11 protein-coding genes are annotated in these 12455 nt (G+C 67.8%); 8 read left to right on the top strand and 3 right to left on the bottom strand.

The genetic code is table 11. The features are described 5' to 3' along the window. The first annotated feature begins 57 nt into the window (after window positions 1-57). The 6 genes from CFB89_RS10725 (at window position 58) to ftsB (ending at window position 8226) form a co-directional block, all read left to right on the top strand. Window positions 58-2556 carry a DNA internalization-related competence protein ComEC/Rec2 gene (locus CFB89_RS10725; protein WP_089467798.1) on the top strand — a complete coding sequence of 833 codons (2499 nt, stop codon included), beginning with the start codon at window positions 58-60 and terminating at the stop codon, window positions 2554-2556. Window positions 2557-2794: 238 nt separating this feature from the next. Continuing rightward, window positions 2795-3640 carry an alpha/beta fold hydrolase gene (locus CFB89_RS10720; protein WP_089467797.1) on the top strand — a complete coding sequence of 282 codons (846 nt, stop codon included), beginning with the start codon at window positions 2795-2797 and terminating at the stop codon, window positions 3638-3640. 179 nt (window positions 3641-3819) lie between these two features. Beyond that, window positions 3820-5478: a CTP synthase gene (locus tag CFB89_RS10715; RefSeq protein WP_034207739.1), complete on the top strand. Its 1659-nt coding sequence runs from the start codon at window positions 3820-3822 to the stop codon at window positions 5476-5478. Further along, window positions 5475-6329: a 3-deoxy-8-phosphooctulonate synthase gene (gene kdsA, locus CFB89_RS10710; RefSeq protein ID WP_044848177.1), complete on the top strand. Its 855-nt coding sequence runs from the start codon at window positions 5475-5477 to the stop codon at window positions 6327-6329. The genes CFB89_RS10715 and kdsA overlap by 4 nt, the downstream gene beginning before the upstream one ends. 106 nt (window positions 6330-6435) lie before the next feature. Continuing rightward, window positions 6436-7719, top strand: coding sequence for a phosphopyruvate hydratase (gene eno, locus CFB89_RS10705; protein ID WP_089467796.1), 1284 nt, complete (start codon window positions 6436-6438; stop codon window positions 7717-7719). A gap of 81 nt (window positions 7720-7800) precedes the next feature. After that, window positions 7801-8226, top strand: a complete 426-nt coding sequence (gene ftsB / locus CFB89_RS10700; protein ID WP_089467795.1) for a cell division protein FtsB — start codon at window positions 7801-7803, stop codon at window positions 8224-8226. A gap of 89 nt (window positions 8227-8315) precedes the next feature. Here the strand turns inward: ftsB and CFB89_RS10695 are convergent, their stop codons facing one another. The 3 genes from CFB89_RS10695 to CFB89_RS10685 all read right to left on the bottom strand — a co-directional run bounded on the left by CFB89_RS10695 (window position 8316) and on the right by CFB89_RS10685 (window position 10316). Beyond that, a complete protein-coding gene (locus CFB89_RS10695) occupies window positions 8316-8678 on the bottom strand; it encodes a hypothetical protein (protein ID WP_089467794.1) in 363 nt (120 codons plus the stop codon). Window positions 8679-8815: 137 nt separating this feature from the next. After that, a complete protein-coding gene (gene hslO / locus CFB89_RS10690) occupies window positions 8816-9766 on the bottom strand; it encodes an Hsp33 family molecular chaperone HslO (RefSeq protein WP_089467793.1) in 951 nt (316 codons plus the stop codon). A gap of 25 nt (window positions 9767-9791) precedes the next feature. Then, window positions 9792-10316: a gamma carbonic anhydrase family protein gene (locus CFB89_RS10685; RefSeq protein WP_089467792.1), complete on the bottom strand. Its 525-nt coding sequence runs from the start codon at window positions 10314-10316 to the stop codon at window positions 9792-9794. 143 nt (window positions 10317-10459) lie between these two features. Between CFB89_RS10685 and CFB89_RS10680 the strand changes: the two genes are divergently transcribed. Together CFB89_RS10680 and CFB89_RS10675 are read left to right on the top strand one after the other, a co-directional pair. Further along, window positions 10460-11320 carry a ferritin-like domain-containing protein gene (locus CFB89_RS10680; protein WP_089467791.1) on the top strand — a complete coding sequence of 287 codons (861 nt, stop codon included), beginning with the start codon at window positions 10460-10462 and terminating at the stop codon, window positions 11318-11320. 174 nt (window positions 11321-11494) lie between these two features. After that, on the top strand, window positions 11495-12385 hold the full coding sequence (locus CFB89_RS10675) for an alpha/beta fold hydrolase (RefSeq protein ID WP_089467790.1): 891 nt from the start codon (window positions 11495-11497) through the stop codon (window positions 12383-12385). The last annotated feature ends 70 nt before the right edge of the window (window positions 12386-12455 follow it).

Genomic DNA, 12455 nt, shown 5'->3' with positions numbered 1-12455 from the left:
TCGTTGCCGGAAGGCGCCGCATGGGCAGGGGCGGCGCCGGGTCGACGAGGAGGCGGAATGCGCGTGTGGTGGATCGCGTTCGCGCTCGGCGTCGTCGTGCTGCAGCGGCAGGCGGCGTTGCCCGGGGCGATCGCATGGACGATCGGAGCAGCCGTGCTCGCGGGCTGCGCGGCGCTGGGCGCATGGTGCGTGCGTCGGCGGCGCACGCGTGCGGTCGTCGTGGGCGGATGGATGCTGTGCGCGGTCGCGGCCTGCGTCGCGGGGTTCGGCTATGCGGCCGCGCGGGCCGAATGGCGGTTGCGCGACAGTCTGCCTGTCGAGTGGGAAGGGCGCGACATCGTCGTCACGGGCGTGATCCGCGGGTTGCCGGTCGTTGACGAGACGGGCGCTCGGCTGCTGTTCGCGGTCGAGTCGAACGATGCCGGGCTCACCCGTTTTCCGCCATTGATCCGGCTGTCGTGGCGCGCGTATGGCGCATCCGCGACACGCGATGCGCTGCCCGATTTGCGCGCTGCCGAGCGCTGGCGTTTCGTCGTGCGTCTCAAGCGCCCGCATGCCGAGGCCAATTCCGGCGTGCGCGACAGCGAGGCCGCGTGGCTCGCCGCGGGCATTCGTGCGATCGGCTATGTCAGTGCGCCGCGTCGGGCGGTATTGCTCGATGCGCGCGCATCGGGGTGGCGCGCATCGATCGACCGGGTGCGCGACACGCTGCGCGCACGCATCGGCGCGGTGCTGGGTAGCGATGCGGCGCACCGCGGCATCGTCGCCGCGCTGGCCATCGGCGACCAATCGGGCATCGGCGACGACGACTGGCGCGTCCTGCGCAACACCGGCACGAGCCACCTGGTCGCGATTTCCGGTCTCCATGTCGGGCTGGTCGGCGCGATCGCCGGCTGGCTGGTCTCGATGGTCTGGCGCCGCGTGCGCTTGCGCGCGCGGGCCGCGACGCTCGTGTTGCCGGCGCCGTACGCGGCCGCGCTTGCCGCGCTGGTTGCTGCCGCGGGCTACGCCGCGCTCGCCGGCTTCAACGTGCCGGCACAGCGCGCGTGGTGGATGATCGCGGGTGGCGGCGTCGCATATCTGGCCGGCCGCAGCGTGCCGACGTCCGCGGTGTTGTGCGCGGCGCTCGGCGGCGTGCTGCTCGCCGATCCGTGGGCCGTGCTGTCGGCCGGCTTCTGGCTGTCGTTCGGCGCGGTCGCGGTGATCCTGCTGGCCGTCGCCGGCTGGCGCGCGGTGCGCGAGACCGATCGGAACGACGAGATCGACGAAACGGGCGCGGAAAGCGGTACGGCCCGCTTGCGGAGGCGGGTGCGCGGATGGGCCACGCGCTGCCGGCGCCGCATCGCCGAGGCGACACGCGTGCAGTACGCGGTGACGATCGGTCTCGCGCCGCTCACCGCCGCCTGGTTCGCACAGGTCTCCCTGTCGGGCCCGTTCGGCAATGCGTTCGCGATTCCGTGGGTCAGCTCGGTCGTGACGCCGGTCGTGCTGGCCGGCATCGCGTTGCCGCCGCCGCTCGATGCGGCGGCCTTCCGGCTGGCGCATGCGGCGCTCGCACCGATGATGGCGCTCCTCGCGCACCTGGCCGACTGGCCGGCCGGTGTGTTCTGGCCGCGCATGCCCGAGTGGCCGGTGCTGGCGCTCGCATGCGTGGGGGTCGCGTGGGCGCTGATGCCGCGCGGCTGGCCGTTGCGTTGGGCCGCGCCGCTGACGTGGCTGCCGCTCGTCGCGCCGGCGCCCGACGCGCCGCCGCCGGGCGGTCTTCGGCTCACCGTGCTCGACGTCGGGCAGGGCGCGGCGGTGCTGGTCGAAACCGCTCGGCGAACCTTGCTGTTCGATGCGGGGCCGGGCGCGGAGTCGTCCCACGCCGGTACGCGGATCGTCGCGCCGGCGTTGCGGGCGCGCGGCATCGCGACGATCGACTCGCTTGTGCTCAGTCACGCGGATGCCGATCATGCGGGCGGCGCGCCGGCCGTCTATGCGGCCGCCGACGTGCGCCAGCTGCTGGCCGGCATTGCGCCGCGGCACCGGCTGTGGCGCGATGCGCAGGCGGCCGGCGTGGCCGATCGGCTGCCTTGTGCGGCGGGGCAGCGGTGGACCTGGGACGGCGTCGTCTTCACGATGCTGTGGCCGCCGGGCGGGGTGGGCACGGGTTCGTCGAACGGACAATCGTGTGTGCTGCGCATCGATGCGGGTGGCGCCTCGGCATTGCTGACGGGCGACATCGATGCGCGCGGCGAGCGCCGACTCGTGAATGAGGCGCGCGACGCGCTGGCCGCGCAGATCCTGGTCGTGCCGCACCACGGCAGCCGCACGTCGTCGGTCGAGCCTTTCCTCGATTCGGTCGGGCCGCGCGTCGCGGTATTTCCTGTAGGCTATCGCAATCGTTTCGGGCATCCGCACCGGACCGTGCTCGCCCGCTACGAGGCGCGCGGGATTCCGCTGCCGCGCACCGATCGTGACGGCGCCGTGCGGTTCGACGTCGCGCCGGCCGGCGGCGGGTTCGCATTCGCACGCTATCGCGACGAACGGCGCCGGTACTGGATGGACCGGTGAGCGCGGCGAAGGCTGGCGTATCGGGACGGAAAACTCGCGGCCGGCGTACCGTGCCGAAGCACGGTTCCGACATAAATATGAAGCATGGAGCTGGCGTAGGCTGAAGCACTCACTCTTGCCGACCGCGAAGCATTGGACGGGAGTAAGCGCTGAAGCGCCAACTTTCGTCGACCGCGAAGCATGGGGCGAGAGTAAGCGCTAAAGCGCCAACTCTCGTCGACAAAGGAGACATCGGCGTTTGAAGGACATCCTCCACTTCTCGCATGCGAACGGCTTCCCTGCGTCCACGTACCGGACGATCTTCGCCGAACTGGCCGACGACTACGAGCTGCGCTACATCGAACGGATCGGCCACGACCGCCGCTACCCGGTGACGCGCGACTGGCCGCATCTCGTCGAACAACTGCTCGACGATATCGGCAGCCGCTACGAGCGCCCGGTCTGGCTCGTCGGCCATTCGCTCGGCGGCTACCTGTCGCTGATGGCCGCGCTGAAGAAGCCGCAGTGGGTGCGCGGCGTCGTGATGATCGATTCGCCGATCATCGCGGGCTGGCGCGCCGGCGCGCTGCGCGCGAGCCAGTGGGCGGGGCTCGACGAGCGGCTGTCGCCGGCCGCCGCGACGCGCAACCGGCGCACGCGCTGGACGAGCCGCGACGAAGTGTGGCGGCATTTCCGCGAGAAGCCCGCGTTCGCCCGCTGGGACGAGCGGATGCTCGCCGACTATATCGACTACGGGATCCCGCAGGCCGGCGCCGACGGCGAGCGCGCGCTGGCGTTCGACCGGCAGGTCGAATACCTGATCTACCGGACGCTGCCGCACACGCTCGGCCCGCGGCTCGCGCACGGCGCGCCGGTGCCGCTCGGCTTCCTCGCCGGCACGCGCTCGCGCGAGGTGCGGCAGGTCGGCCTCGATGCGACGCGCCGCGCGACGCGCGGGCGCATCGAATGGCTCGAGGGCAGCCACCTGTTCCCGATGGAGCGGCCGATCGAGACCGCCCGCGCATTGCAGCGGATGCTGAATTCGCTGAAGGCGCAGGAGAGCGGCGTTTCGCAGGCCGGCGTGCCGCTCGCGAGGCGCGCCTGACGCTTCGTCGGGCGGCTGGAACGCCCGCCGGCGCATGCGCGCGGCGCCGACCGGCCGGCCGGTTCGCACCGGCGCACGCGACCGGCGCGGGCCGCCACGAAAGGGCGCGATCATCACGTCATTGCTGAGAGAAGGGCGGGCTTTACGGTATAATCCGTTTTTCCCGCGAGCATCCAGCGATGACCAAATATGTTTTCGTCACCGGCGGCGTAGTTTCTTCCCTCGGCAAGGGTATTGCCGCCGCCTCTCTCGCCGCGATCCTCGAATCGCGCGGTCTGAAAGTCACCCTCCTCAAACTCGATCCCTACATCAACGTCGACCCCGGCACGATGAGCCCGTTCCAGCACGGCGAAGTGTTCGTGACGGAAGACGGAGCGGAGACCGACCTCGACCTCGGCCACTATGAGCGCTTCATCAGCACGAAGATGCGCAAGGCCAACAACTTCACGACCGGCCAGATCTACGAATCGGTGATCCGCAAGGAACGCCGCGGCGACTATCTCGGCAAGACCGTGCAGGTCATTCCGCACATCACGAACGAAATCCAGGCGTTCATCGAGCGCGGGGCGGCATCGGCCACCTGCGGCGAGCCGGACGTCGCGATCGTCGAGATCGGCGGCACGGTCGGCGACATCGAGTCGCTGCCGTTCCTCGAGGCCGCGCGCCAGATGAGCCTGCGCCTCGGCCGCAACAGCGCGTGCTTCGTGCACCTGACGCTCGTGCCGTACGTCGCGACGGCCGGCGAGCTGAAGACGAAGCCGACCCAGCACAGCGTGCAGAAGCTGCGCGAGATCGGCATCCTGCCGCACGTGCTGCTGTGCCGTGCGGATCGCCGCATCCCCGACGACGAATCGAAGAAGATCTCGATGTTCTCGAACGTGCCCGAAGACGCCGTGATCTCGGTGTGGGACGCCGACAGCATCTACAAGATTCCGCAGATGCTGCACGACCAGGGCCTCGACCGGATCATCTGCGAAGAGCTGAAGCTGTCGCCGAAGGATGCCGACCTGAGCATGTGGTCGACGCTCGTCGAAAAGCTCGAGAACCCGCAGCACGAAGTGACGATCGGCATGGTCGGCAAGTACGTCGACCTGACCGAGTCGTACAAGTCGCTGATCGAGGCGCTGCGTCATGCGTCGATCCATACGTCGACCAAGGTCAACATCGAGTACATCGACTCGGAAGAGCTCGAGACGAACGGCGTCGATAGCCTGAAGCATCTCGACGCCGTGCTGGTGCCGGGCGGCTTCGGCCGTCGCGGCACGGAAGGCAAGATCGCCGCGGTTCGCTACGCGCGCGAGTCGAAGGTGCCGTATCTCGGCATCTGTCTCGGCATGCAGCTCGCGGTGATCGAATTCGCGCGCGACGTCGTCGGCCTGAAGCAGGCGAACAGCACGGAATTCGATCCGGACACGCCGGAGCGCGTGGTCGCGCTGATCACCGAATGGTACGACCGCGAAGGCAAGGTCGAGACGCGCACCGAGGAATCCGATCTCGGCGGCACGATGCGCCTGGGTTCGCAGCGCTGCCCGATCAAGCCGGGCACGATGGCGGAGGAAATCTACGGCAAGGACGTGAACGAGCGCCATCGCCACCGTTATGAAGTCAATAACCGCTTCGTGCCCCAGCTCGAAGCCGGCGGCCTTATCATCAGCGCCCGTACCCCGAGCGAGGATCTGCCGGAAATGATGGAGCTGCCGCGTTCGATGCACCCGTGGTTCGTCGGTGTCCAGTTCCACCCGGAATTCACGTCCACGCCGCGTGACGGTCATCCGCTGTTCAAGTCGTTCGTCGAAGCCGCGCTCGCCAACAAGCAAGCGCGCGGAGTGCAAGCATGAAGCTGTGCGATTTCGAGGTCGGTCTCGACCAGCCTTTCTTCCTGATCGCGGGTACCTGCGTCGTCGAATCGGAGCAAATGACGATCGACACGGCCGGCCGCCTGAAGGAGATCTGCGAGAAGCTGAACGTTCCGTTCATCTACAAGTCGTCCTACGACAAGGCGAACCGCAGTTCGGGCAAGTCGTTTCGCGGCCTCGGAATGGACGAAGGGCTGCGGATCCTCGGCGAGGTGAAGCGCCAGCTCGGGCTGCCGGTGCTGACCGACGTGCATTCGATCGAAGAGATCGAGCAGGTCGCGTCGGTCGTCGACGTGCTGCAGACGCCCGCGTTCCTGTGCCGTCAGACCGATTTCATCCATGCGTGCGCGCGCTCGGGCAAGCCGGTCAACATCAAGAAGGGCCAGTTTCTCGCGCCGCACGACATGAAGAACGTGATCGACAAGGCGCGCGACGCGGCACGTGAGGCCGGGCTGTCGGAGGACCGCTTCATGGCGTGCGAGCGCGGCGTCTCGTTCGGCTACAACAATCTCGTGTCGGACATGCGTTCGCTCGCGATCATGCGCGAGACGAACGCGCCGGTCGTGTTCGATGCGACCCACTCGGTGCAGTTGCCGGGCGGGCAGGGCACGAGCTCGGGCGGCCAGCGCGAATTCGTGCCGGTGCTCGCACGCGCGGCGGTCGCGACGGGCGTCGCGGGCCTGTTCATGGAAACGCATCCGAATCCGGCCGAGGCGAAGTCGGACGGCCCGAACGCGGTGCCGCTGAACCGGATGGGCGCGTTGCTGGAGACCCTCGTCACGCTCGACCAGGCGGTGAAGCGCAATCCGTTCCTGGAAAACGATTTCAATTAAAGATCGAATGAACCTTGCGACGGCTTCGCGCGTCTGTAGCGAAAGCGGTTCCGGCGCGCACGCCGTCGCAGTTTGAAGAATCCATCGTCATTCTCAGAGGAAACCCATGAGTGCAATCGTAGATATCATCGGCCGCGAGATTCTGGATTCGCGCGGCAACCCCACCGTCGAATGCGACGTGCTGCTCGAATCGGGCACGATGGGCCGCGCGGCGGTGCCGTCGGGCGCGTCCACCGGCTCGCGTGAAGCGATCGAGCTGCGCGACGGCGAAGCCGGCCGCTACAACGGCAAGGGCGTGCTGAAGGCGGTCGAGCACATCAACACCGAAATCTCCGAAGCCATCATGGGCCTCGACGCGTCGGAACAGGCGTTCCTCGACAAGACGTTGCTCGAGCTGGACGGCACCGACAACAAGTCGCGCCTCGGCGCGAACGCGATGCTGGCCGTGTCGATGGCCGTCGCGAAGGCGGCTGCCGAAGAAGCCGGCCTGCCGCTGTACCGCTACTTCGGCGGTTCGGGCGCGATGCAGCTGCCGGTGCCGATGATGAACATCGTCAACGGCGGCGCGCATGCGAACAACAGCCTGGACATCCAGGAATTCATGATCGTCCCGGTCAGCCAGCCGACGTTCCGTGAAGCGCTGCGCTGCGGCGCGGAAGTGTTCCACGCGCTGAAGAAGATCCTCAGCGATCGCGGCATGAGCACGGCGGTGGGCGACGAAGGCGGTTTCGCGCCGAACTTCGGCAGCAACGACGAGTGCCTGTCGACGATCCTGCAGTCGATCGAGAAGGCCGGCTACCGTGCGGGCGAAGACGTGCTGCTCGCGCTCGACTGCGCGGCATCCGAGTTCTACCACGACGGCAAGTACCAGCTCGCGGGCGAGGGCCTGCAACTGTCGTCGGCCGAATTCACCGATTACCTCGCGACGCTCGCCGACAAGTTCCCGATCGTGTCGATCGAGGACGGCATGCACGAAAGCGACTGGGACGGCTGGAAGCTGCTGACCGATCGCCTCGGCAAGAAAGTGCAACTGGTCGGCGACGACCTGTTCGTCACGAACACGCGTATCCTGAAGGAAGGCATCGAGAAGGGCATCGCGAACTCGATCCTCATCAAGATCAATCAGATTGGTACGCTGACCGAAACGTTCGCGGCGATCGAAATGGCGAAGCGCGCGGGTTACACGGCCGTGATCTCGCACCGCTCGGGTGAAACGGAAGATTCGACGATCGCGGACATCGCGGTCGGCCTGAACGCCGGTCAGATCAAGACGGGTTCGCTGTCGCGCAGCGACCGCATCTCGAAGTACAACCAGCTGCTGCGTATCGAGGAAGATCTCGGCGACATCGCGAGCTACCCGGGCAAATCGGCTTTCTATAACCTGCGCTAACGCGCTACTATCGGGTTAGTCATCTCGACGCCGCTCTGTGCCTGTGCGCGGAGCGGCGCTTCTTATATCTGCGTCTCTTACATGCGGCTTGTCACTGTCGTCCTGATTGCCTTGCTGGCGCTCATTCAGTACCCCCTATGGTGGGGACACGGCGGCTGGCTGCGGGTGCACGAATTGCGTCAGCAACTCGACGATCAGTTGCAGAAGAACGCGGACGAGAAGCTGCGCAACGAGCGCACCGCCGGTGAAGTGCAGGATCTGCAGAGCGGCACCGCGGCGATCGAGGAGCGTGCGCGCTACGAGATGGGCATGGTGAAGGACGGCGAAGTATTCGTGCAGTTCGTGTCGCCGAATGCACCGGCAGGGCCGGTGAACAACACGCCGTCGAATACGTCGACGCGTGGCGCCGTCTCCGCGGCGCCGGTGCGCGTCGTGCCGAATCCGCAGTCAATCGCGAAGCCGTCGCGGCATCGCGGCGGCGACAAGGGCAAGGCGGCGCATCACTGAGCACGATGCCTCGAATCCATTGAAAAAGCGCGGGAAATGCCGCGCTTTTTTATTTCCTGCCAGTCGTCAATCGATCGGGCGACGCCCGCTCACCACCACCAGCCCGGGTAGCCGTAACCGATACCCGTACCCCAGCGATTACCCCATCCGCCGTAGTACCCGCCGTAGACCGTCACGGGCGGCGGCGAGTAATAGGCCCACGCGCGCGCGGCCGCTTCGGCCGCCATCGCGCTGTTCTGCTCGCGCAGTACCTGCCGATCGATCTCGTCGTAGCGCTTGCGTTCGGCGCTCGACAGCACCGGCGGCTGGCCGCCCGACGCGCCCGGTTCGGGCAAGCGGCTCAGGATCGTGGCAGTGGGCGGCGGCATCGCGCAGCCGGCAAGCGCGAGCGTGCCGGCTGCCATGCTCGTCAGGACGAGGGTGCGGAGTGTGTAAAAGGGGCGGCGATTCATGCGTTTCTCCTGCAGCGCGCCGACCGTGGAAGGCGGCTTGCGCCGAAGGCCGTGCCTCCGGCGCTTGAACCGCGCGTGCGGCGCTCGTGCGTCATTATGCGCCCGCGCCGTGCCGCTGGCGGGCACGGGTGCGCGGCTCAGTGACGCTGGTCGGTCGCGGGTGCGATGCCGGTTTCGACACCGGGCGCCGCGAACAGTTGCGCGACGTCGACCGGATCGAATTCGTAGCGCTGGTTGCAGAACTCGCAGTGGATCTCGACGTGGCCGCGCTCGACGATCACGCTGTCGACTTCCTCGCGACCGAGCATGCGCAGCATCGCGCCAACCTTCTCGCGCGAGCACGAGCACTGGAAGCGGGTGCCGGCCGGTTCGAAGTGCTGCACGTTTTCCTGCCAGAACAGCCGGCGGAACACCACTTCCGGTTCGACTTCGAGCAGCTCCTTCGCGGACAATGTGCCGCCGAGCGTGCACACGCGCTCCCACGTGTCGAGATCGGTCTCGGCGTTGCGCGGCACGATGCCGCCGTCGCCCGGCAGCTTCTGCAGCAGCATCCCGACCGCGCGGTCGCGATCGGCCGCGAGCCACAGACGCGTGTCGAGCTGTTCGGAATGATGCATGTAGTGCTCGAGCACCTGCGACACCGATTCGAGCGGGCCGTCGATGCCGTTCAGCGGCACGATGCCCTGGTACGGCTGCTGGCCCGGCAGCTTGTCGGCCGGGTCGAGCGTGATCACGCAGCGGCCGTGGCCGCTCGCGTTGACGAGCGCCGCGAAGTTCGTGTCGTCGCCGATCGTCTGCGCGGCGTCGCCCGAGAACTTCGCGGTGGCCCGCATCGACAGATCGGACCCGCACTGGACGACCAGCATCTGGACCGGCCCGTCGCCGAAGATCTGCATGATCAGGGTGCCGTGAAATTTCAGGTTCGCGGACAGCAGCGCGCACGCGGCCATCATTTCGCCGAGCACCGTGCGCACGGGGGCGGGGTAGTCGCGGCGGGCGAGCACTTCCTGCCACGTGTTGCGCAGCGAAACGATCTCGCCGCGCACGGGCGCCGCATTGAACATGAATTTCTGTAACTGGTCGCTCACTCTTCTTCCTTGAAATCCGTGCGGATCACCCGATCCGCACGAGTTGCTCCTTGAAATGCGCGCGTCGCTCGACATACGTCTTCGCGTTCGCGCGCAGCCGCGCGACGTCTTCGGCCGACAGCTCGCGCACGACTTTCGCCGGTGCGCCGAGAATCAGCGAATTGTCCGGGAACGTCTTGCCTTCCGTCACGACCGCGCCGGCACCGACCAGACAGTTGCGGCCGATGACCGCTCCATTCAAGACCACCGCCTGAATCCCGACCAGCGAACCTTCGCCGATCGTGCAGCCGTGCAGCATCGCCTGGTGCCCGATCGTCACGTTTTCCGCAATCGTCAGCGGAAAGCCCGGGTCGGTATGCAGGACCGCGCCTTCCTGGACGTTGCTGCCGATGCCCACGGTAATCGTCTCGTTGTCGCCGCGAATCGTCGCGCCGAACCACACGCTCGCGTTTTCCTCGAGCACGACCTTGCCGATGATGGCCGCCGTATCGGCGACGAACACGCTTTCGTGGATCGTCGGGGCCGTATCGCCCAGCTTGTAGATCGTCACGGGGTCTCCTTGTCTCTTCGATGATGGGCGCCGGTAGAATGGCGCGTCCGGTGTGGCCGGCGCCTGGCGCCGTGGAACAAACGCATATTGTAAACCGTCGCGTGCCTGTGCTCCCGCCACGCGTACGCAGGGTGTCCCCGTTTATGAGCATCGAGTCTTCTTCTTTCGGCCCGGCGCCGGCCTGTGTGCGCAGCGCGGCGCTCGACGCACTGCTCGTTGCCGAGCCGGCGGTCAAGGCCGCGCAGGTGCGCGCGTTGCACGATGCGCTGCGGGCCGGGCACGCCGCGATCGCGCCGGCGCTTGAACTGCGCGAACCGGCCGGTCTGCCCGGGCGCCCGGCGCGGCCGCCGCTCGTCGAACCGCGCGAGCTGCAGCGGCGCAGCATGCGATCGCCGGCAGGGCGTGCCGTACTGCTGCACGCGCTCGCCCATATCGAATTCAATGCGATCAATCTGGCGCTCGATGCGGTCTGGCGCTTCTCGGGCATGCCGGACGCGTTTTACGCGGACTGGCTGAAGGTCGCGGCCGAGGAGGCCTATCACTTCACGCTGCTGTCCGACCGGCTCGCCGACGGGTTCGGGCATGCGTACGGCGATTTTCCCGCGCACAACGGGCTGTGGGAAATGTGCGAGCGGACCAGGGACGATGTGCTCGCGCGCATGGCGCTCGTGCCGCGGACGCTCGAGGCGCGCGGGCTCGACGCGTCGCCGCCGATTCGCGCACGGCTCGTGCAGGCGGGCGACGATGCGTCGGCCGCGATCCTCGACGTGATCCTGCGCGACGAAATCGGCCATGTCGCGATCGGCAACCGCTGGTTCCGCCATCTGTGCGACGCCGCCGGGCGCGACCCCGTGCCGGCCTATCGGCAGCTCGCCGAGCAGTACCACGCGCCGCGATTGCGCGGCCCGTTCAATTTCGATGCGCGGCGCGATGCCGGCTTCGACCAGGCCGAACTCGACGAACTGGCCGCGCAGGATGCGGCGGACGGACGTCCCGCGCACTAGCCGGATCGCGTTTACCCACGTCCGGACGGCCGCCGGCCGGCTCGCGCACCGGATCGATGGCGCCTGCCGGCCGGCGCTGGAACGACCTCGCCGCTAGAGCGCTACCTCGATTGCCGGCCGCCGGAACCGGGGCGCCGCTATAATCGAACGACCATTCTTTTTTTGGCGGCTGCAATGAGTGCCTCGAGTTCTGTTTCCGATTTCATCACGGTGCGCGGCGTCCAGCTGCATGTGCGGCGCTGGGGCCGGCCTGATGCGCCCACGCTGTTCATGCTGCATGGCTGGATGGACGTCGCGGCGTCGTTCCAGTTCGTCGTCGATGCGCTCGCGGGCGACTGGCAGGTGATCGCGCCCGATGCGCGCGGCTTCGGGCTGTCCGACTGGCCGGTCGCGCGGCAGGGCGGCGGCCACTACTGGTTCCACGATTACCTGGCCGACCTCGATGCGCTCGTCGACCGCTATGCGCCGAGCGGCGAGATCAATCTGGTCGGACACAGCATGGGCGCGAACGTCGTGTGCCTGTATGCCGGCGCGCGGCCGGAACGCGTGCGCCGCGTGGTCGATCTCGAAGGGTTCGGGCTCGCGCCGGCCCGCGCCGAACAGGCGCCGCGCCGGCTGCGCGGCTGGCTCGACGAACTGCGCGAGCCGCCCGCGCTGCGGCCGTACGCGTCCCTCGACGACGTGGCGGCGCGCCTGATCAAGACCAATCCGCGGCTCGACCCGCGCCGCGCCGCGTTTCTCGCCGCGCACTGGTCGAAACGCGGCGACGACGGCCTCTACCATCTGCTCGCCGACCCGGCGCACAAGATGCCGGGCCCGCTGCTGTACCGGCTCGACGAAGTGATGGCGACCTGGAAGCAGGTGCGCGCGAAGGTGCTGCACGTCGAGGCCGTCAATTCGCCGACGCTCGCTTACATCGCCGGCGATATTCCCCTGTCCGAATTCAAGGCGCGCTTCAACGCGTTCCCGGACTGGCGCGAGAAGCTCATCGAGGACGCCGGCCACATGGTGCATCACGACCAGCCCGAGCAGATCGCGGCGCTGATCGAGGCGTTCTGCGCGTAGGCGCGTGGCACGGGCGGCAGGGCAGGCCGGCGGCGCAATTGCCGCATTGCAGTAGAATGAAGCCTTACCT

The organism is Burkholderia sp. AU16741, from assembly GCF_002223345.1.
Classification (GTDB): Bacteria; Pseudomonadota; Gammaproteobacteria; order Burkholderiales; family Burkholderiaceae; genus Burkholderia; species Burkholderia sola.
The sequence above is the reverse complement of the archived record's forward strand: the minus strand, read 5'-3'. Positions and strand labels throughout refer to the sequence as shown.

Bases quoted from the DNA above. Each gene is read 5' to 3' on its own strand.
- eno (WP_089467796.1), top strand. From the start codon at position 6,436: ATGAGTGCAATCGTAGATATCATCGGCCGCGAGATTCTGGATTCGCGC.
- CFB89_RS10695 (WP_089467794.1), bottom strand. From the start codon at position 8,678: ATGAATCGCCGCCCCTTTTACACACTCCGCACCCTCGTCCTGACGAGC.
- kdsA (WP_044848177.1), top strand. From the start codon at position 5,475: ATGAAGCTGTGCGATTTCGAGGTCGGTCTCGACCAGCCTTTCTTCCTG.
- ftsB (WP_089467795.1), top strand. From the start codon at position 7,801: ATGCGGCTTGTCACTGTCGTCCTGATTGCCTTGCTGGCGCTCATTCAG.
- CFB89_RS10715 (WP_034207739.1), top strand. From the start codon at position 3,820: ATGACCAAATATGTTTTCGTCACCGGCGGCGTAGTTTCTTCCCTCGGC.
- CFB89_RS10725 (WP_089467798.1), top strand. From the start codon at position 58: ATGCGCGTGTGGTGGATCGCGTTCGCGCTCGGCGTCGTCGTGCTGCAG.
- CFB89_RS10680 (WP_089467791.1), top strand. From the start codon at position 10,460: ATGAGCATCGAGTCTTCTTCTTTCGGCCCGGCGCCGGCCTGTGTGCGC.
- CFB89_RS10675 (WP_089467790.1), top strand. From the start codon at position 11,495: ATGAGTGCCTCGAGTTCTGTTTCCGATTTCATCACGGTGCGCGGCGTC.